Raw genomic sequence first — 18,772 nt, forward strand, 5'->3', positions numbered from 1 at the left:
AAAATCATTTCTCATCATTTTTCCTGAAGATTTATTCTTGATATCTAACTAATTATTTTTGTATTCGATACAAAAATAAAAAGCCCAGGATTCTTCAATCCAAGGCCTTTTAATTAATAAGACAGCTGTAAATTAGCGCGTCAAATCGTCAAAAAATTTCTTCACACCGTCGAAGAAGCTTTTAGAGCGCGGGCTGTTTTGCTCGCCGGTCGGGCCGCCAAAGCTGTCCTGCAGATCTTTCAGCAACTGCTTCTGCTTGTCGTTGAGGCCTACCGGGGTTTCAACCACCACACGGCACAGCAGATCGCCCTGTGCGCCGCCGCGTACTGACTTAACGCCTTTACCACGCATGCGGAACAGTTTGCCGGTCTGCGTTTCGCCCGGGATTTTTAACTTCACGCGACCATCCAGCGTCGGCACTTCAATCTCGCCGCCCAGCGCTGCCATCGCAAAGTTAATCGGCACTTCGCAGTACAGGTTATTGCCTTCACGTTCGAAAATTGGGTGCTGTTTTACCTGCACCTGAACGTACAAATCGCCTGCTGGCGCGCCATGTTCACCGGCTTCACCTTCACCCGCTAAACGAATACGGTCGCCAGTATCAACCCCAGCCGGGATCTTAACGGACAGCGTTTTGCTCTTCTCAACGCGGCCATGACCATGGCATTTGTTGCACGGGTCTTTAATCAACGTACCGCGGCCCTGACAGTGTGGACAGGTCTGCTGTACGGCAAAAAAGCCCTGACGCATCTGCACCTGACCAGAACCGTGACAGGTTGGACAGGTCTGGGGTTGCGTGCCCGCCTTCGCACCGCTGCCGTGGCAAACATCACACTCTTCCAGCGTCGGAATACGGATCTCTTTGGTGACGCCACGCACGGCTTCTTCCAGAGTGAGATCCATGTTGTAACGTAAATCAGCACCACGTGAGGCGCGCTGACGACCGCGACCGCCGCCAAAGATATCGCCAAACACGTCACCAAAGATATCGCTGAAGTCGGCCCCGCCGCCAAAACCGCCGCCGCCGCCCATACCGCCTTGCTCAAACGCTGCATGGCCGTACTGATCATAAGCCGCACGTTTTTGCGCGTCGGTGAGGATCTCGTACGCTTCTTTGATCTCTTTAAACTTGGCTTCGGCCTCTTTATCACCCTGGTTGCGGTCCGGGTGATATTTCATGGCCAGGCGCTTGTAGGCCTTTTTGATTTCACGCTCTTCCGCTGATTTGGAAACGCCTAAAATCTCGTAATAGTCTTGCTTAGCCATCTCTTTTTATCTGCCCCTAACATGCGTGCACGGGCGGAGAGGAAACCTCTTCGCCCGTGCCAGTAATTACCCGTTCAAAGGGCGATTATTTTTTGTCTTTCACTTCTTCAAACTCAGCGTCGACAACGTCGTCATCTTTCGCGTTGTTTGCAGAAGCATCAGCACCTGCTGCGCCAGCCTGCTGCTGTGCGTGCTGCTGCTGAGCGATTTCCATCAGTTTCTGGGAAACCTGTGCCAGCGCCTGCATTTTCGCTTCGATATCCGCTTTGTCTTCGCCTTTCAGAGAAGTTTCCAGCGCGGTCAGTGCAGACTCGATGGCAGTTTTGTCATCAGCCGGCAGTTTGTCGCCTGCTTCTTCAACCTGCTTGCGAGTGCTGTGCAGCAGGTGGTCACCCTGGTTACGGGTCTGAACCAGCTCTTCAAACTTACGGTCAGATTCTGCGTTCGCTTCTGCTTCACGAACCATTTTCTGAATTTCTTCTTCGTTCAGACCAGAAGAAGCCTTGATGGTGATCTTCTGCTCTTTACCGCTATTTTTGTCTTTCGCGGAAACGTGCAGGATACCGTCGGCATCGATGTCAAAAGTAACTTCGATCTGCGGCATACCGCGCGGAGCCGGGCTGATGCCATCCAGGTTAAATTGACCCAGATCTTTGTTATCAGCGGCACGTTTACGTTCACCCTGCAGCACATGGATGGTTACCGCAGACTGGTTGTCTTCAGCAGTAGAGAACACCTGGCTGTGCTTGGTCGGGATAGTGGTGTTTTTCGCGATCAGTGCAGTCATCACGCCACCCATGGTTTCGATACCCAGAGACAGCGGGGTAACGTCCAGCAGCAGCACGTCTTTCACATCACCGGTCAATACACCACCCTGAACGGCAGCACCGATTGCCACAGCTTCGTCCGGGTTAACGTCTTTACGCGGCTCTTTACCGAAGAACTCAGCAACTTTCTTCTGTACCATCGGCATACGAGTCTGACCACCGACCAGGATAACGTCCTGAACGTCGGAAACAGACAGACCAGCATCCTGCAGAGCAACTTTCAGCGGCTCGATAGAACGGTTAACCAGGTCTTCAACCAGGCTTTCCAGTTTCGCACGGGTCACCTTGATGTTCATATGTTTCGGACCAGTCGCGTCTGCAGTGATATACGGCAGGTTCACGTCGGTCTGCTGAGCGGAAGACAGTTCGATCTTCGCTTTCTCAGCGGCTTCTTTCAGACGCTGCATCGCCAGCGGGTCGTTACGCAGGTCGATACCCTGATCTTTCTTAAATTCGTCAACCAGGTAGTTGATCATACGGCTATCGAAGTCTTCACCACCCAGGTGGGTATCACCGTTGGTTGCCAGAACTTCGAAGGTTTTTTCACCGTCAACTTCGTCGATTTCGATAATAGAGATATCGAAAGTACCACCACCCAGGTCATAAACCGCGATAGTACGGTTGCCGACTTCTTTATCCAGACCGTAAGCCAGTGCAGCTGCGGTTGGTTCGTTGATGATACGTTTTACTTCCAGACCTGCGATACGGCCGGCGTCTTTGGTTGCCTGACGCTGAGCATCGTTAAAATATGCAGGTACGGTGATAACTGCTTCAGTTACCGGTTCACCCAGGTAATCTTCAGCCGTTTTCTTCATTTTTTTCAGCACTTCAGCAGAAATCTGCGGCGGTGCCATTTTCTGACCTTTTACGTCAATCCATGCATCACCGTTGTCAGCACCGATGATTTTGTACGGCATGATGGCTTCATCACGCTGCACTTCTTCGTCCTGGAAGCGGCGGCCAATCAGGCGTTTAATCGCAAACAGGGTGTTTTGCGGGTTTGTCACTGCCTGACGTTTAGCCGGCTGACCAACCAGAGTTTCACCATCCTGGGTATAAGCAATGATAGAAGGCGTGGTGCGATCGCCCTCGGCGTTCTCCAGCACACGTGCAGTAGTGCCATCCATAATCGCTACACAAGAGTTGGTAGTACCCAGGTCGATACCAATAATTTTACCCATCTAAACGTCTCCACTAAAAATTCGGTCATCATGTGGTTGTGAATCTGTAATAAGGGCGAAACGTGCGGTTTCAACTACCCTGAATCGTTTTTTTTCAGACTCACCACTGCGGTTGTCTACAAGATGGGGTCGTAACCCACGTCATCAAGGGGGGCATGAAAAATTTTTTTAGCCTTGTGGCAATAAATTCGCAGAAAAAAGGCAAAAAGAGAGAAAAATGAATAGTCGCCAACCAGAATTAATTCATAAAACCAATTAAATCAGGAAAGCCATTCACATGAAAATTGCAATAAAAATAAAAGATTACGAGCATGAATCGTTTTTATGACGACGGTAATCTGGTCTGAAGTCACACACTTTTGCAGCCGTCAAAGAGAAACTCCATGAAATCTGTGTTAACCCTTTCCGCCAGCCTGCTTATGGGCCTTCTGCTGAGCAGCACCGCCGTAACTGGCTAGTGTGATGCCCATCACAGGGAAAATAATTCATTTTCCCTTCGTTAGATCATAGACAGTGCCTTCTCCCCTGATTATCATGCCGCGCCCCGAAGACAGCGATCGTTATTCGGGGAAACTATTTCACCATTCAATCAATGATGATTTTGAGGAATTATGGGCAACACTAAGTTGGCTAATCCGGCACCGCTGGGCCTGATGGGCTTTGGCATGACCACCATTCTGCTTAACCTGCACAACGCGGGTTTCTTCGCTCTGGACGTTATTATTCTGGCGATGGGCATTTTCTACGGCGGTATCGCGCAAATTTTTGCCGGACTGCTGGAATATAAAAAAGGCAACACCTTCGGTTTAACCGCCTTTACCTCCTACGGTTCGTTCTGGCTGACGCTGGTTGCGATCCTGCTGATGCCGAAAATGGGCCTGGCGGATGCAACCAATAGTCAGTTCCTGGGCGCTTACCTCGGTCTGTGGGGCGTGTTCACTCTGTTCATGTTCTTCGGTACGCTGAAAGCGGCGCGCATGCTGCAGTTCGTGTTCCTGAGCCTGACAGTGCTGTTCGCCCTGCTGGCCGTGGGCAACATTGCGGGTAACGAAGCGATCATTCACGTTGCTGGCTGGGTAGGCTTAGTGTGTGGCGCAAGCGCCATTTACCTGGCGATGGGTGAAGTGCTGAACGAACAGTTTGGCCGTACCATCCTGCCGATTGGTGAAGCGCACTAATCTGATGCTATCCCCCCTGACGGGGGGATATTCCTTACAAGCGCTGTAACTCTGCCTGTACGCTCGAATCGCGATGATAAAGATCCTGTCGAAGCCAAATCCCCAAACCTAGCCCTACCAGCGATAACGCCAGCACATACCAGGCCGGAGCCATTGGCGACACGCTCATTAACATCGTGACGGCGATTGGCGTCAGACCACCAAAAATGGCGTACGACACGTTGTAAGAAAAGGATATTCCGGTAAAGCGGACTTCCGCCGGAAACGCGCGCACCATCACATAAGGCACAGCCCCCACCACGCCAACGCATAACCCCACCAGCCCATATAACAGGAACAAATGCTGGGGATGGCTGCCGGTCAGGTGATAGAAAAACCAGCTTGAACAGGCCAGCAGCAGGCTGCCGACAATAAAGGTTTTGCTGGCGCCGACCCGATCGACAATAAACCCGGCCAGCAGACAACCGACGCACAGCATAATGGTAGCGACACTGTTGGCTTGCAACGTTAGCGCCGGCGCAAAGCCATACTGCTTCTGCAACCAGACTGGTGACATCAGGATCACCACCACAATCCCGGCTGAAAGCAGCCAGGTCAGCAGCATTGAAATAACCACCGCTTTTTTATGTTTGCTCACCACTGACTTCACCGGTAGCTCTTGCGCCAACGCTTTACGCTGCTGCATTTCGAGAAATATGGGCGTCTCCTGCAGCCAGCGACGCAGGTACATCGCCACCAGCCCAAACACGCCCCCCAGCAAGAAAGGAATACGCCAGCCGTAATCATGCACCGCCTGCTGCGTCAGGCTGGTGTTCACCAGCGTCGCAACCACCGACCCCAGCAGAATTCCCACCGTCAGGCCGGCAGTCAGCGTTCCGCAGGCAATGCCGATGCGACGCTCCGGTACATGCTCCGCCACGAACACCCACGCGCCCGGAACTTCTCCGCCGATGGCAGCGCCTTGCAAAATACGCATCAGCAGTAACAGCAGCGGCGCAAGGATCCCCATTGAGGCGTAGGTAGGCAACAGACCAATCGCCAGCGTCGGTATCGCCATCAGCAAAATGCTCAGGGTGAACATTTTCTTGCGCCCGACCAGATCGCCAAAGTGCGCCATGATGATGCCCCCCAGCGGACGCGCCAGATAGCCGGCGGCAAAAATGCCGAAGGTTTGCACCTGACGTAGCCATTCAGGGATGTCTGCAGGGAAGAAGAGCTCGCCAACAACAGCGGCAAAGAAGACAAAGATAATGAAATCATAAAACTCAAGCGCACCACCAAGGGCAGCAAGCGTTAGGGTTTTATAATCCTGGCGATTCAGCGGTCGAGTGTGTTGTGACATAGCAAACCATGAGTCAGTGAAGTAATTGAATCTGTTTGTTGATATATGTAAAGCAAAAATTACTATATCGTAAACAATTCAATACTCCACTGTCATTGGCACTTATGTCACGATCGGGCTACTTTCAGGCTTTTGTATCGCGTATTGCGCTTTTAGGACGAAAAGATGCTACAACAGTCGCTACGGTTTCCACATACGGCCCATCTAATAGCTGTATACAATACGGTACACTTGCAAAAATACCCGGCACGATAACCTTACCGTCGGCATCTTTCACACCTTCCAGCGTCTCTTTGATCGATTTTGGCTGCCCAGGCAGATTCAGGATCAACGCCTGCTTGCGAATCACGCCAACCTGACGGGAAAGAATCGCCGTTGGCACAAAGTGCAGGCTTATCTGGCGCATCTGTTCACCAAAGCCCGGCATCTGACGGTCGGCTACGGCAAGCGTCGCATCAGGCGTTACGTCACGACGGGCCGGACCCGTTCCGCCGGTAGTCAGCACCAGATGACAACTCATTTCATCTACCAGCTCGCATAAGGTCTGTTCGATGATCGCCTGTTCATCCGGGATCAACCGCGTTTGCAGCTCAAAAGGGGTGGTAAGGGCTAACGCCAGCCACTCTTCAAGGGCCGGGATACCTTTATCCTGGTAAACGCCGCTGGAAGCACGGTCAGAAATGGAAACCAGGCCAATGCGTAAAGTATTCATGATTATTCCGTTTAAACAGTCTCGTTAAACAGAATGATACACTGCGAAGGGAAGGACAGACAGGTTTCAGAAGAGGTAGCGTGACCCATATCAGGGCCACGCACTAATGATTACAGCAGATCGCCGATCATTTTTTCCAGTTTACCCTGGTCTACAGCAAACTTACGGATACCGTCCGCCAGTTTGTCTACAGCCATCGGATCCTGGTTATGCTGCCACAGGAACTCAGCTTCGGTGATGCGTGCAGGGCGCGCTTTCACTTCGCCGGAGAAAGACAGTTTACGTTCGATAGCACCTTCGCTTTCCGCCAGTTCTTTCAGCAGTGCCGGAGCAATCGTCAGACGATCGCAGCCTGCCAGCTCAATGATTTCGCCGATGTTACGGAAGCTCGCACCCATAACTACGGTTTCGTAACCGTGCTGTTTGTAATACTCGTAAATTTCCGTTACGGAAACCACACCCGGATCTTCTGCCGGTGCATACTCTTTCTTGTCGGTATTGGCTTTGTACCAGTCAAGAATACGGCCAACGAACGGAGAAATCAGATATACGCCAGCTTCTGCACATGCACGTGCCTGCGCGAAGGAGAACAGCAGAGTCAGGTTACAGTTGATGCCTTCTTTTTCCAACTGCTCAGCGGCACGGATGCCCTGCCAGGTTGAAGCCAGTTTAATCAGGATGCGATCGTTGCTGATGCCAGCATCGTTGTACATTTTGATCAGGCGTTTTGCTTTAGCGATGGACGCGTCGGTGTCGTAGGACAGACGAGCGTCAACTTCAGTGGAGATACGACCTGGGACCAGTTTCAGGATCTCCAGACCGATATTTACTGCCAGCTTGTCGGTCGCGTCGACGACCTGCTGCGCACGGTCGTTGCTCTGCTGCTTAGCCCAAGCTACAGCGTCATCAATCAGCTTGCGGTATTCCGGGATCTGCGCTGCGTTAAGAATGAGAGAAGGGTTAGTTGTGGCATCCTGAGGCTGATACAGCTTCATTGCCGCGATGTCTCCGGTGTCGGCCACTACTGTGGTGAACTGACGAAGGGAGGTCAATTTGTCCGTCATGATAGCGATTCTCTTTAAACAGCTTGTTAGGGGGATGTAACCGATCTTCCCTGATGATAGCACGACGCACTCTCAGCGCAACCGCCTGGATTGTCCGACCAGCCGCTCAGCCCTGATTACGCATCGCCAAGCCTGTGATGCGCAATTAAGGGATATAACGATTGTTATGATAAACTCCCGCAATCAATCACCTTATAAGGTATATACTGGTCGATTATTGGTAGCGCTTACACGGGAATATTCGCGCTTACCGGCATCAACAAGAGGGATGTTAATGCCTGATTTTTTCTCATTTATTAATGAAATACTCTGGGGATCGGTGATGATCTACCTCCTGCTTGGCGCAGGATGTTGGTTCACCTGGCGTACAGGGTTTATTCAGTTTCGCTATATTCGCCAGTTTGGCAAAAGTCTTAAAAACAGCATCAGCCCGCAGCCGGGCGGTTTAACTTCCTTTCAGGCTTTATGCACCAGTCTTGCCGCACGTATCGGTAGCGGAAATCTGGCGGGCGTGGCGTTGGCGATTGCCGCTGGCGGCGCGGGAGCCGTGTTCTGGATGTGGGTCTCGGCGATCATTGGTATGGCGACGTCATTTGCCGAGAGCTCTCTTGCCCAACTGTATAAAGAGCGCGACAGCAAGGGACAGTTTCGCGGCGGTCCTGCGTGGTATATGGAGCGTGGGCTGGGCATGCGCTGGATGGGCGTTCTTTTTGCCATCTTTTTACTCATTGCTTATGGTCTGATTTTTAACAGCGTTCAGGCTAATTCGGTCTCTCATGCGCTGACCTTTGCTTTTGATATCCCTCCCCTCTTCACCGGTATCGCACTGGCAATAGTGTCATTATTGGCAATCGTTGGCGGCATTAAAGGCGTTGCCCGCCTGATGCAATGGTTCGTTCCGATGATGGCGCTGTTGTGGGTCGGTTGCAGCATCGTCATCTGTCTGTGGCATTTCGGACAGCTCCCCGGCATTATCATGACCATTATAAAAAGTGCCTTTGGCTGGCAGGAAGCCGCAGCCGGTGCCGCTGGGTATACACTAAGCCAGGCCATTGCCAGCGGCTTTCAACGCGGTATGTTTTCTAATGAGGCCGGAATGGGATCAACTCCGAACGCGGCCGCGTCAGCAGCATCCTGGCCTCCGCATCCTGCGGCACAAGGCATTGTGCAAATGATCGGAGTATTAGTTGATACGCTGATTCTCTGTACGGCCAGCGCGATGATTGTTCTGTTGGCGGGTAATGACGCCAGCTATGTACCGATGGAAGGCATCCAGTTACTCCAGAAAGCGATGGTTTCAGTAACGGGAGAATGGGGTGCCGGATTCGTGGCGTTAATTGTGATTCTGTTTGCTTTTAGCTCTATCGTAGCCAACTACATCTATGCGGAAAATAACCTCGTTTTCCTGAAGCTGGACAATATCCGCGTCGTCTGGCTATTAAGGATCGCCACCGTTAGCACCGTTATCGGCGGAACGTTAGTCAGCGTTCCGCTGGTCTGGCAGTTGGCGGACATCATTATGGCGTGTATGGCCATCACTAACCTGACGGCGATTCTGCTGCTTTCACCGGTTGTGCAGACTATCGCCTGCGACTATCTACGCCAACGCAAACTCGGGGTGCGCCCAGAATTCGATCCGCGCCGTTATCCTGATATCAGACAACAACTTGCGCCCGAAAGCTGGGATGAGACGCCGCGCGGATAGCGCGGCAATCGCAACCATCGATCAATTCTGTCGTTTTTTTTGCTAAAGTCGCAGTAAATTTCCTGCAAGGACTGGATATGCTGATTCTGATTTCACCTGCAAAAACGCTCGACTACCAAAGTCCGCTGGCAACGACACGTCATACATTGCCCGAACTGCTGGATCACTCTCAGCAGCTTATTCACGTGGCGCGCCAACTCTCTGCTCCGCAAATTGGCAAGCTGATGGGAATTAGCGACAAGCTGGCGGATCTGAACGCCACGCGTTTCCATGACTGGCAGCCTGATTTCACGCCGGAAAACGCGCGCCAGGCCATTCTGGCGTTTAAAGGCGACGTGTATACCGGACTGCAGGCTGAAACCTTCAGCGAAGCGGATTTCGACTTCGCTCAGCAACACTTACGGATGTTGTCCGGGCTGTACGGCGTTTTGCGTCCGCTGGATTTGATGCAGCCTTACCGTCTGGAGATGGGTATTCGTCTGGCCAATGCGAAAGGTAAAGATCTCTACCAGTTCTGGGGAGATACCATCACCGATAAACTTAACGAAGCGCTGGAAGCGCAAGGCGACAGCGTAGTGATTAACCTCGCCTCGGATGAGTATTTTAAATCCGTGAAGCCGAAAAAGCTCAATGCGGAGCTTATCAAACCGGTCTTCCTCGACGAGAAGAACGGTAAGTTCAAAGTCATCAGCTTCTATGCCAAAAAAGCGCGCGGCCTGATGAGTCGCTACATTATTGAGAACCGCTTAACGCAGCCAGAACAGCTGACCGCCTTTAACAGCGAAGGCTATTTCTTTGATGAAGAAGCGTCAGGAAATGGCGAACTGGTGTTTAAGCGCCAGGAGCAGTAGTAAAAAGGCCGGATGGCGGCGAACGCCCAATCCGGCCGACAGGTTTTGTAGGCCCGCTAAGCAAAGCGCCAGCGGGCACAACCGTTAACCGCGGGTCATCATCAGCTTGCGCAGTTCAGCAAAATCAGCAGGCAGGTGATGAGAAAGCAGCGGCAGGTCCGCGCGTTCCGCCAGCGCTTTTGGCAGCGCCAGCGTCAGGTCAAGAATCTCTTCAACGCTTTCTTTAAACTTGGCCGGATGCGCAGTACCGAGGAACAGGCCGTACTCGCCAGGGTTCAGTTGGTCACGCAGCGCACGGTAAGCCACCGCCGCATGCGGTTCTGAGGTGTACCCCATCTCATGCAGCTCACGCATCGTGTCCTGAGTAGTGGCATCGTCAACAGCGGCATAACCCAGCTCATTCAGACGCCAGATTTTACGGCGGAACAGTTCTTCCACCCGCGGCCAGTTATTTGGCTGGCTGACATCCATCGCATTCGACAACGTCGCCTGTGTCGCTTTCGGCGCCCACTCACCTTGTGCAAGAAAGCGTGGAACCGTATCGTTGACGTTGGTCGCCGCGATAAAACGCTTCACCGGCAAGCCCAGTGATTTTGCCAGCAGCCCGGCAGTCAGATCGCCAAAGTTGCCGCTGGGAACGGAAATAACCAGTTGATTACGCGCCTCTTGCGGCAGTTGAGCCACGGCCTCAAAGTAGTAACAGATTTGCGCCAGCAGACGGCTAATGTTGATTGAGTTAGCCGAATTCAGCCCCAAAGCCACCTTCAACTCTTCGTCATCAAACGCCTGTTTCACCAGCGCCTGACAGGCATCAAAATCGCCATCAATCGCCACGGTTTCAATATTGCCGCCCAGTGTACAGAACAGTTTTTCCTGTAATGGGCTAATCTTGCCGTTCGGATAAAGGATCACCACGCGCACATTTTTCAGACCATAAAAGGCATGTGCGACTGCCGCACCAGTGTCTCCAGAGGTCGCCGTCAGAATGGTGACCGGTTTGTCGCCGCTGATATGCGTCAGCATCTGCGCCATAAAGCGCCCGCCAAAGTCTTTAAATGCAAGCGTTGGGCCGTGGAACAGCTCCAGACAGCCGATATCCGCGGCAACCTGAGCAACCGGCGCTGGGAAGGCAAACGCCGCACGCACGCGCTGTTCCAGAATCTCCTGTGGGATTTCATCACCGATAAATGCGGAAAGGATCTTCGCGCTGCGGCTAACGAAATCCTGGTTCAACATCTCATCGACTTCTGACAGATTGAATTCCGGCAAATCGTGCGGAAAAAACAATCCCTGATTCTTGCCAAGCCCTTGCGTGACGGCCTGTGCAAAGCTGACCTGTTCGTTATGATCTTTCAGATTATACAGTTTCATTGATTATCCCAGTACCCGTGCGCCCGCCGTGTCCAACCGGCAAATATGAACAAAGCCTTCCTGATTTTGCAGATAATTTTTACCCAGCCAGTCTGCTACACGCTGCGCCGTATCCGGCTTGTCGCACAAAGCGAACAGCGTCGGCCCCGAACCGGAGATGCCGCTGGCCAGCGCCCCGATTTCCGCTACCGCCTGACGCGCCTGGGTAAAGCCTGGCAGCAGGCGGGTACGGTACGGCTCAGCAATGACATCTTTCATCAGCTTCGCGGCAAGCCCTGGCTGACGGGAATAGCAGGCATGGATAAACCCAGCCAGATGCCGCCCGTGGGCGATACAGTCCTGACGGCGATACTGCGCAGGTAAAATCGCCCGCGCTTCTGCCGTCGACACTTTAATTCCCGGATACGCGAGGACCCACAGCCACTCATCAAAGCCTGGCACCTGCTGGCTGATAATGCCGTTTTCTTCGATCATTAACTGCATGCCGCCCAAAAAGCACGGGGCGACGTTATCGTAATGAATACTGCCGGAGATACGCCCTTCCAGCTCACCCATTATCGCCAACAGGCGCGTATCGTTGAGCGGTTTACCGCAATGCTCGTTCATGGCGACCAGCGCCGCCACAACGGAACACGCGCTGGAGCCTAACCCGGAACCAATCGGCATATTTTTTTCCAGCGTCATCGCCACCGGAACGCTTTTACCCAGCTCCTGACAGAATCGCTCCCAGCACTGGTAGACAATATTTTCTCGCGGCTCAGGCGGCAGCTTATTGGCAAAGCGACCGAGGTTGTTGAGGCTGAAATGGTCAGCCGCCTCAACGGATACCACATCGCCTAACAGCGAACCGTCCACCGGGGTTACCGCCGCTCCGAGCACATCAAACCCGACGCTCATATTGGCGCTGGAAGCCGGGGCATAAACTCTCACCATGTCAGACTCCTAACTTCCATGAAAGGGTGCGTAGCAGGTCGGCAAATACGCCCGCCGCCGTCACGTCGTTACCCGCGCCGTATCCGCGCAGAACCAACGGTAGCGGCTGATAATAATGGCTGTAAAACGCCAACGCGTTTTCACCGTTTTTCACTTTGAACAGCGGATCGTTGCCGTCTACTGCTTCTATTTTCACGCGACAGACGCCATCCTCTTCAATATTGCCAACATAGCGTAATACTTTCCCCTCATCACGGGCTTTCGCCACACGCGCGGCAAAGGCGTCATCCAGCTGCGGCAATTTCGCCATAAACGCGGAAACATCACCGGAATCATCAAACTCTTTTGGCAGGACCGGCTCAATAACAATGTCAGAAAGCTCCAGCTCACGACCGGTTTCACGGGCCAGGATCAGCAGCTTACGCGCCACGTCCGTACCGGATAGATCGTCACGCGGATCGGGTTCGGTATAGCCCAGCTCACGCGCCATGGTGGTAGCCTCGGAGAAGCTCATGCCTTCATCCAGCTTGCCGAAAATAAACGACAGCGAACCAGAAAGAATACCGGAGAAACGTTGCAGTTCATCGCCCGCGCTGAGCAGATTTTGCAGGTTCTCAATTACCGGCAAGCCCGCGCCTACGTTGGTGTCGTACAGGAATTTACGACGAGACTTCGCCGCAGCAAAACGCAGCTGATGGTAGTAATCCATCGACGACGTGTTGGCCTTTTTATTCGGCGTAACCACATGGAAGCCTTCGCGCAGGAAATCCGCATACTGATCCGCGACCGCCTGACTTGACGTACAGTCGACAATCACCGGATTGAGCAGATGATATTCTTTCACCAGACGAATTAAGCGCCCCAGGTTGAAAGGCTCTTTCGCGCTTTCCAGCTCCGACTGCCAGTTTTCCAGATTCAGACCATGGACGTTGGTCAGCAGGGCCTTCGAGTTCGCCACACCGCACACGCGCAAATCGATATGCTTCTTTTTAAGCCAGGTTTGCTGACGTTTAAGCTGCTCCAGCAGCGCACCGCCCACGCCGCCAACGCCAATGACAAATACTTCAATCACCTGATCGGTGTTGAACAGCATCTGATGGGTCACACGCACGCCAGTGGTCGCGTCGTCGTTATTCACCACTACCGAAATGGAACGCTCAGACGAGCCCTGGGCGATTGCCACGATATTAATGTTCGCACGAGCCAGCGCGGCAAAAAATTTCGCCGAGATGCCACGCAACGTGCGCATACCATCGCCAACAACCGAGATGATCGCCAGACGTTCAGTCACCGCCAGCGGCTCCAGCAAGCCTTCTTTCAGTTCGAGATAGAATTCATCCTGCATGGCGCGTTGCGCACGCGCGCAGTCGCCCTGCGGGACGCAGAAGCTGATGCTGTATTCAGAAGAGGATTGGGTGATCAGCACCACCGAGATGCCTGCGCGCGACATCACGGCAAAAACACGCGCCGCCATCCCCACCATGCCTTTCATCCCAGGGCCGGAGACGCTAAACATCGCCATGTTATTGAGGTTAGAAATCCCTTTTACCGGCAAATCGTCATCATCACTGCTGGCACCGATAAGCGTGCCGGGCGCTTGTGGATTGCCGGTATTTTTAATCAGGCACGGGATCTGGAACTGGGCAATAGGGGTAATGGTGCGCGGGTGCAGCACTTTAGCGCCGAAGTAAGAAAGCTCCATCGCTTCCTGATAAGACATCGACTTCAGCAGTCGGGCGTCGGGTACCTGGCGCGGATCGCAGGTATATACGCCATCGACATCGGTCCAGATCTCACAACAATCGGCGCGCAAACAGGCGGCCAGTACGGCGGCAGAGTAGTCAGAGCCATTACGCCCCAGCACCACTAACTCTCCTTTCTCATTCCCGGCGGTAAATCCTGCCATCAGAATCATATGGTCCGCAGGAATACGGCTGGCGGCTATGCGGCGCGTAGATTCGGCGATATCAACGGTAGATTCGAGGTAATGACCTACCGCCAGCAATTTCTCTACCGGGTCGATGACCGTCACGTTGTGCCCGCGCGCTTCCAGCAGGCCAGCCATGATGGCGATCGACATTTTTTCACCACGGCAAATAAGCGCAGCATTGATGCTGTCCGGGCACTGACCCAGCAGGCTGATACCGTGCAGGACGTGCTTAATCTGTGCAAACTCTTGTTCAACAAAGGCTTTGAGCGGAGCCTGCGGGAAACCCGGTTGCGCGGCGGCAAGACCCACCAACAGCTCAGAGAAAATGCGTTCGGCGTCGCTGATATTGGCTAAAGCATCCTGACCACCGATGGTCTTCTCAATCATCGCCACCAGATGGTTGGTAATTTTTGCGGGGGCAGAGAGAACGGTCGCGACCTGCCCCTGTCTGGCATTGCTTTCCAGAATATCGGCAACCCGCAGAAAGCGCTCTGCATTTGCCACTGATGTACCGCCGAACTTCAACACTCGCATGGTTTACCTCATTGCCTTTGGTCGAAAAAAAAGCCCGCACTGTTTAGGTGCGGGCTTTTTCTTGTGTTTCCTGTACGCGTCAGCCCGCACCGTTACCTGTGGTAATGGTGATGGTTGTGGTAATAGTGATGCTGATGCGTTTCATGATGTTGTGTGCTCTGTAATTATTTATTATCTGTCCTGTATTCTTTTAGGGTTAAAGTATCTGCTGACCTAAGTCAATAAATTTTTAAATTGGTCACATTCCGAAACTTGTTCACGAGCGACTGCTTGCCCTTTTAGTTTCGACCAATACAGTATGTCACCCCTACTTGAATCCAGAGCAAAACACCACGCAACAAATGTAGGTCGATATTTTATTTCGTGATGCTTTTTTCTATATCATGTAAAAAACGGTGCAACATTGCCGTATCTCGCTGCCCTAACAGACCCATTCGCTGTTGCAGCCAGTCCGTCAACTTGATGTCGTCAGAAACGTTCAGCGTGGCTAATAAACGCAAAACGCGCGCGCGCAATGCCTGTAGCTGAAGCTCATCCGTCACCTCAATGTTTTTGACGGGTTGTTGTATTAAACCTGCTAATTGATAGCAATACACCATCACCGCCTGCCCCAAATTGAGTGAAGGATAGTCAGCCACCATAGGTACACCGGTGAGTACATCCGCCAGGGCCAATTCTTCGTTGGTCAGCCCTGAATCTTCACGACCAAAAACCAGCGCGGCGTGATCCATCCACGTTGATTTTTCCTGCAGCAGAGGAACCAGTTCGACCGGCGTAGCGTAGTAATGGAACTTCGCCCGACTACGCGCAGTGGTCGCGACGGTAAAATCTACGTCGTGCAGCGCCTCCGCTAACGTTGAAAAAACGCTAATATTATCAATAATATCGCCAGAACCATGCGCGACCCATCGCGTGGCGGGTTCCAGGTGGGCTTCGCTGTCAACGATGCGTAATTGGGTGAACCCCATGGTCTTCATAGCGCGGGCAGCCGCACCAATATTTTCCGCTCTGGCGGGGGCAACCAGAATAATTGTTAAACGCATTTCGATACTCTTTTTGGCCAGTCTGCAAGGAATAATGTGACGTGCTTCAACATATTACGCAGTGCGAATTTACATATTTTTAACAGAAATCACTGAAAAAGCATTTCGCATCCATTAAAAAATGCTAAACTATTTCCCGGGTGTACTATTGCTTTTTATGTTAACAAAAGTTGCATATCCCTCTGTTTATCCATGATAATTTAATTTAAAATGGATCGCACTGGTTGGATTCATTACATTTATTAATTTGCTCGTGCAACTAGTTGTAATATTGCAATTTTGTGATGAAAGCAAACATTTGGATACGTTGATTTCATCAAACTGTTAACGTGCTACAATTGAACTTGATATATGTCAACGAAGCGTAGTTTTATTGGGTGTCCGGCATGTCTTAGCCTGTTATGTTGCTGTTAAAATGGTTAGGATGACAGCCGTTTTTGACACTGTCGGGTCCAGAGGGAAACTACCCACGACCAAGCTAATGATGTTGTTGACGTTGATGGAAAGTGCATCAAGAACGCAATTACGTACTTTAGTCATGTTACGCCGATCATGTTAATTTACGGCATGCATCAGGCAGGTCAGGGACTTTTGTACTTCCTGTTTCGATTTAGTTGGCAATTTAGGTAGCAAACATGCAGACCCCGCACATTCTTATCGTTGAAGACGAGTTAGTAACACGCAACACGTTGAAAAGCATTTTCGAAGCAGAAGGCTATGATGTATTCGAAGCGACAGATGGCGCGGAAATGCATCAGATTCTCTCTGAATATGATATCAACCTTGTGATTATGGATATCAATCTGCCTGGGAAAAATGGCCTGCTGTTAGCGCGTGAACTTCGCGAACAAGCTAACGTTGCGCTGATGTTCCTGACGGGCCGTGATAACGAAGTCGATAAAATTCTCGGCCTCGAAATCGGCGCAGACGATTACATCACCAAGCCGTTTAACCCGCGCGAACTGACTATCCGTGCTCGTAACCTGCTGTCCCGTACCATGAACCTGGGTACTGTCAGCGAAGAACGCCGTAGCGTCGAAAGCTATAAGTTCAATGGCTGGGAGCTGGACATCAACAGCCGCTCTCTGATTGGTCCTGACGGTGAGCAGTATAAACTGCCACGCAGCGAATTCCGCGCCATGCTTCACTTCTGTGAGAATCCGGGCAAAATCCAGTCTCGCGCAGAACTGCTGAAAAAAATGACCGGTCGCGAACTGAAGCCGCATGACCGTACCGTTGACGTGACGATCCGCCGCATTCGTAAGCATTTCGAATCAACGCCGGATACGCCAGAAATCATCGCCACCATTCACGGTGAAGGCTACCGTTTCTGCGGCGACCTGCAGGATTAATTCAATCCTCACTGGTATAAAAACGGCGCTTTATGCGCCGTTTTTCATTTCCCTACTCCCCTATTTCCACAAGCGAAATTCGTCGCTCTGCGCAGGCTGAAGTTCTGGAAGTTCTGTAGATTTTGGCTTTGTTTTTGGCTGTGCCAGCGAGTGCCAGTCAAGATGACGCGTCAGGAACATGACCCCACAAAGCGCGAACAACAGCACGCCGGTTCCCAGCAGTAAAGAGCTATCCTGTGAACGTAGCAGCACCCACATCACACCATCCAGCCCCAGCAGCGCCACGGTGAACAAAATACTGTTCCGCCAGCCCTGCAATATCGCCTGCAGATACACACCGTTCATCAACGCCCCCACCAGACTTGCCGTTATCCACGCCGCCGTAAAACCGATGTGTTCTGACATTGCCAGCAGCAGCAGATAAAACATTACCAGCGATAGCCCCACCAGCAGATACTGCATCGGGTGCAGGCGCAGATTGGTCATACTTTCAAGGACGAAGAAAGACATAAAGGTCAGCACAATCAGCAGGATGGCATACTTTGTCGCCCTGTCCGTTAACTGATACTGATCTGCTGGCGTGGCGACGGCGACGCTAAACGCTGGCATGCCCAGCCAACCAATCTTTTCGTCGTTAAAGCGCTCGCCGAGGTTGTTCGCAAACCAGCTGCTTTGCCACTGAGCCTTGAATCCTGATTCGCTAATTTCGCGCTTAGCCGGGAGGAAGTCCCCAAGAAAGTTGGGATGCGGCCAGTTGCTGGTTAAGGTCATTTCACTGTTACGTCCAACCGGAACGACGGAGAAATCGCCGGTTCCGCTCAAATTAAGCGACAACGCCATGCTCAGATTTTGCTCAGCCCAGCTCGCATCGGGTAGCGGAATGTGGATCCCCTGCGCACGTCCATCCAGCCCTGTCCCAGGCTCAACGGCCAGCGACGTTCCATTGACCTGCGGCGCTTTTACCACGCCAATCCCACGCGCGTCCCCCACGCCAACCACAATAAACGGTTTGCCGATGCTGATATTTGGATGATTTAAATCACTCAACCGTTCGGCGTTAAACTCAGCCTTCACCGAAACATCATTGTGCCAGACCTGGCCCTCATAAATACCGATTTTACGCGCTTCAACGTTCTGATTCCCCTCAACTACCAACGACTCCGGCAGCCAGAAATGGATATAGCTACGCTTACGCTGGATTTCTTTGCCATCCTCCAGTGAGGTGTAAAGTTCCGTTAGCGGAATGGCTATCAACGGTCCTACCATCTTTTGCGGCCCGCTTGTGCTCTGTCGGATAGCATCTTCGACTTCATCGCGGTAATCCGATCGCTCCACGATGATCTGCCTGACCATCGTCAGCGGAATTAACAGCAGCAGTATTGCGCCACCTAAGGTGACTATTTTCCAAAACAGGGGTGATTTAAACATAGCGTTCTCCTTTGCAATATCAGCAAGGTAGAGCAGCTATGTGCGGAGAATTTGA

General features: G+C 52.1%; 16 protein-coding genes and 1 other annotated feature. Of the genes, 4 read left to right on the top strand and 12 right to left on the bottom strand.

The annotated features are described in order from the left end of the window. Positions 1–132: 132 nt before the first annotated feature. Together dnaJ and dnaK are read right to left on the bottom strand one after the other, a co-directional pair. Positions 133–1,266, bottom strand: coding sequence for a molecular chaperone DnaJ (dnaJ, locus tag OGV75_RS05905; RefSeq protein ID WP_008786151.1), 1,134 nt, complete (start codon positions 1,264–1,266; stop codon positions 133–135). Between the two features lie 85 nt (positions 1,267–1,351). Next, positions 1,352–3,274 carry a molecular chaperone DnaK gene (dnaK, locus tag OGV75_RS05910; protein ID WP_016151634.1) on the bottom strand — a complete coding sequence of 641 codons (1,923 nt, stop codon included), beginning with the start codon at positions 3,272–3,274 and terminating at the stop codon, positions 1,352–1,354. Positions 3,275–3,885: 611 nt separating this feature from the next. Here dnaK and satP point away from each other — a divergent pair. After that, positions 3,886–4,452: an acetate uptake transporter gene (gene satP, locus OGV75_RS05915; RefSeq protein WP_047358362.1), complete on the top strand. Its 567-nt coding sequence runs from the start codon at positions 3,886–3,888 to the stop codon at positions 4,450–4,452. A gap of 34 nt (positions 4,453–4,486) precedes the next feature. Here the strand turns inward: satP and OGV75_RS05920 are convergent, their stop codons facing one another. The 3 genes from OGV75_RS05920 to tal all read right to left on the bottom strand — a co-directional run bounded on the left by OGV75_RS05920 (position 4,487) and on the right by tal (position 7,570). Further along, on the bottom strand, positions 4,487–5,794 hold the full coding sequence (locus OGV75_RS05920) for an MFS transporter (protein WP_016151633.1): 1,308 nt from the start codon (positions 5,792–5,794) through the stop codon (positions 4,487–4,489). 124 nt (positions 5,795–5,918) lie between these two features. Continuing rightward, a complete protein-coding gene (gene mog / locus OGV75_RS05925; protein WP_200013939.1) occupies positions 5,919–6,506 on the bottom strand; it encodes a molybdopterin adenylyltransferase in 588 nt (195 codons plus the stop codon). A 110-nt stretch (positions 6,507–6,616) separates the two neighbouring features. Continuing rightward, positions 6,617–7,570 (bottom strand): transaldolase, encoded by a 954-nt coding sequence (tal, locus tag OGV75_RS05930; protein WP_016151631.1) that lies wholly within the window; start codon positions 7,568–7,570, stop codon positions 6,617–6,619. A 274-nt stretch (positions 7,571–7,844) separates the two neighbouring features. Here tal and OGV75_RS05935 point away from each other — a divergent pair, with 274 nt between their 5' ends. Both OGV75_RS05935 and yaaA read left to right on the top strand, forming a co-directional pair. Then, positions 7,845–9,275, top strand: coding sequence for an alanine/glycine:cation symporter family protein (locus OGV75_RS05935; RefSeq protein ID WP_046275507.1), 1,431 nt, complete (start codon positions 7,845–7,847; stop codon positions 9,273–9,275). 77 nt (positions 9,276–9,352) lie between these two features. After that, on the top strand, positions 9,353–10,126 hold the full coding sequence (gene yaaA / locus OGV75_RS05940) for a peroxide stress protein YaaA (RefSeq protein ID WP_016155647.1): 774 nt from the start codon (positions 9,353–9,355) through the stop codon (positions 10,124–10,126). An 84-nt stretch (positions 10,127–10,210) separates the two neighbouring features. On the opposite strand, the gene thrC is transcribed toward yaaA, so the two are convergent. From thrC to yjjY, 6 genes are all read right to left on the bottom strand, one after another. Further along, on the bottom strand, positions 10,211–11,497 hold the full coding sequence (gene thrC / locus OGV75_RS05945) for a threonine synthase (protein WP_019078326.1): 1,287 nt from the start codon (positions 11,495–11,497) through the stop codon (positions 10,211–10,213). 3 nt (positions 11,498–11,500) lie between these two features. Next, positions 11,501–12,430: a homoserine kinase gene (gene thrB / locus OGV75_RS05950; protein WP_053389003.1), complete on the bottom strand. Its 930-nt coding sequence runs from the start codon at positions 12,428–12,430 to the stop codon at positions 11,501–11,503. Between the two features lies 1 nt (position 12,431). After that, positions 12,432–14,894 carry a bifunctional aspartate kinase/homoserine dehydrogenase I gene (gene thrA, locus OGV75_RS05955; protein ID WP_049268609.1) on the bottom strand — a complete coding sequence of 821 codons (2,463 nt, stop codon included), beginning with the start codon at positions 14,892–14,894 and terminating at the stop codon, positions 12,432–12,434. Positions 14,895–14,917: 23 nt separating this feature from the next. After that, positions 14,918–15,044, bottom strand: a sequence feature (Thr leader region). Beyond that, entirely contained in the window at positions 14,974–15,039 is a 66-nt protein-coding gene (gene thrL, locus OGV75_RS05960; RefSeq protein WP_032337689.1) for a thr operon leader peptide, read from the bottom strand. (Overlaps the previous feature by 66 nt.) 206 nt (positions 15,045–15,250) lie before the next feature. After that, a complete protein-coding gene (locus OGV75_RS05965; protein ID WP_016155643.1) occupies positions 15,251–15,937 on the bottom strand; it encodes a tRNA/rRNA methyltransferase in 687 nt (228 codons plus the stop codon). Between the two features lie 399 nt (positions 15,938–16,336). Next, a complete protein-coding gene (yjjY, locus tag OGV75_RS05970) occupies positions 16,337–16,477 on the bottom strand; it encodes a YjjY family protein (RefSeq protein ID WP_042998021.1) in 141 nt (46 codons plus the stop codon). Between the two features lie 95 nt (positions 16,478–16,572). On the opposite strand from yjjY, the gene arcA reads away from it, so the two are divergent. Next, positions 16,573–17,289, top strand: coding sequence for a two-component system response regulator ArcA (arcA, locus tag OGV75_RS05975; protein ID WP_001194359.1), 717 nt, complete (start codon positions 16,573–16,575; stop codon positions 17,287–17,289). Positions 17,290–17,349: 60 nt separating this feature from the next. On the opposite strand, the gene creD is transcribed toward arcA, so the two are convergent. After that, complete coding sequence (gene creD / locus OGV75_RS05980) at positions 17,350–18,717, bottom strand: cell envelope integrity protein CreD (protein ID WP_047358367.1); 1,368 nt, start codon at positions 18,715–18,717, stop codon at positions 17,350–17,352. Positions 18,718–18,772: the final 55 nt, after the last annotated feature.

It is taken from the genome of Citrobacter sp. Cb028 (assembly GCF_030336705.1).
In the GTDB taxonomy this organism is placed as follows: domain Bacteria; phylum Pseudomonadota; class Gammaproteobacteria; order Enterobacterales; family Enterobacteriaceae; genus Citrobacter; species Citrobacter braakii.

Coding starts and splice junctions, on each gene's coding strand:
- OGV75_RS05965 (WP_016155643.1), bottom strand. CDS start 15,937: ATGCGTTTAACAATTATTCTGGTTGCCCCCGCCAGAGCGGAAAATATT.
- thrC (WP_019078326.1), bottom strand. CDS start 11,497: ATGAAACTGTATAATCTGAAAGATCATAACGAACAGGTCAGCTTTGCA.
- mog (WP_200013939.1), bottom strand. CDS start 6,506: ATGAATACTTTACGCATTGGCCTGGTTTCCATTTCTGACCGTGCTTCC.
- yjjY (WP_042998021.1), bottom strand. CDS start 16,477: ATGACTAAAGTACGTAATTGCGTTCTTGATGCACTTTCCATCAACGTC.
- thrA (WP_049268609.1), bottom strand. CDS start 14,894: ATGCGAGTGTTGAAGTTCGGCGGTACATCAGTGGCAAATGCAGAGCGC.
- yaaA (WP_016155647.1), top strand. CDS start 9,353: ATGCTGATTCTGATTTCACCTGCAAAAACGCTCGACTACCAAAGTCCG.
- dnaK (WP_016151634.1), bottom strand. CDS start 3,274: ATGGGTAAAATTATTGGTATCGACCTGGGTACTACCAACTCTTGTGTA.
- OGV75_RS05920 (WP_016151633.1), bottom strand. CDS start 5,794: ATGTCACAACACACTCGACCGCTGAATCGCCAGGATTATAAAACCCTA.
- thrB (WP_053389003.1), bottom strand. CDS start 12,430: ATGGTGAGAGTTTATGCCCCGGCTTCCAGCGCCAATATGAGCGTCGGG.
- OGV75_RS05935 (WP_046275507.1), top strand. CDS start 7,845: ATGCCTGATTTTTTCTCATTTATTAATGAAATACTCTGGGGATCGGTG.
- tal (WP_016151631.1), bottom strand. CDS start 7,570: ATGACGGACAAATTGACCTCCCTTCGTCAGTTCACCACAGTAGTGGCC.
- arcA (WP_001194359.1), top strand. CDS start 16,573: ATGCAGACCCCGCACATTCTTATCGTTGAAGACGAGTTAGTAACACGC.
- dnaJ (WP_008786151.1), bottom strand. CDS start 1,266: ATGGCTAAGCAAGACTATTACGAGATTTTAGGCGTTTCCAAATCAGCG.
- satP (WP_047358362.1), top strand. CDS start 3,886: ATGGGCAACACTAAGTTGGCTAATCCGGCACCGCTGGGCCTGATGGGC.
- creD (WP_047358367.1), bottom strand. CDS start 18,717: ATGTTTAAATCACCCCTGTTTTGGAAAATAGTCACCTTAGGTGGCGCA.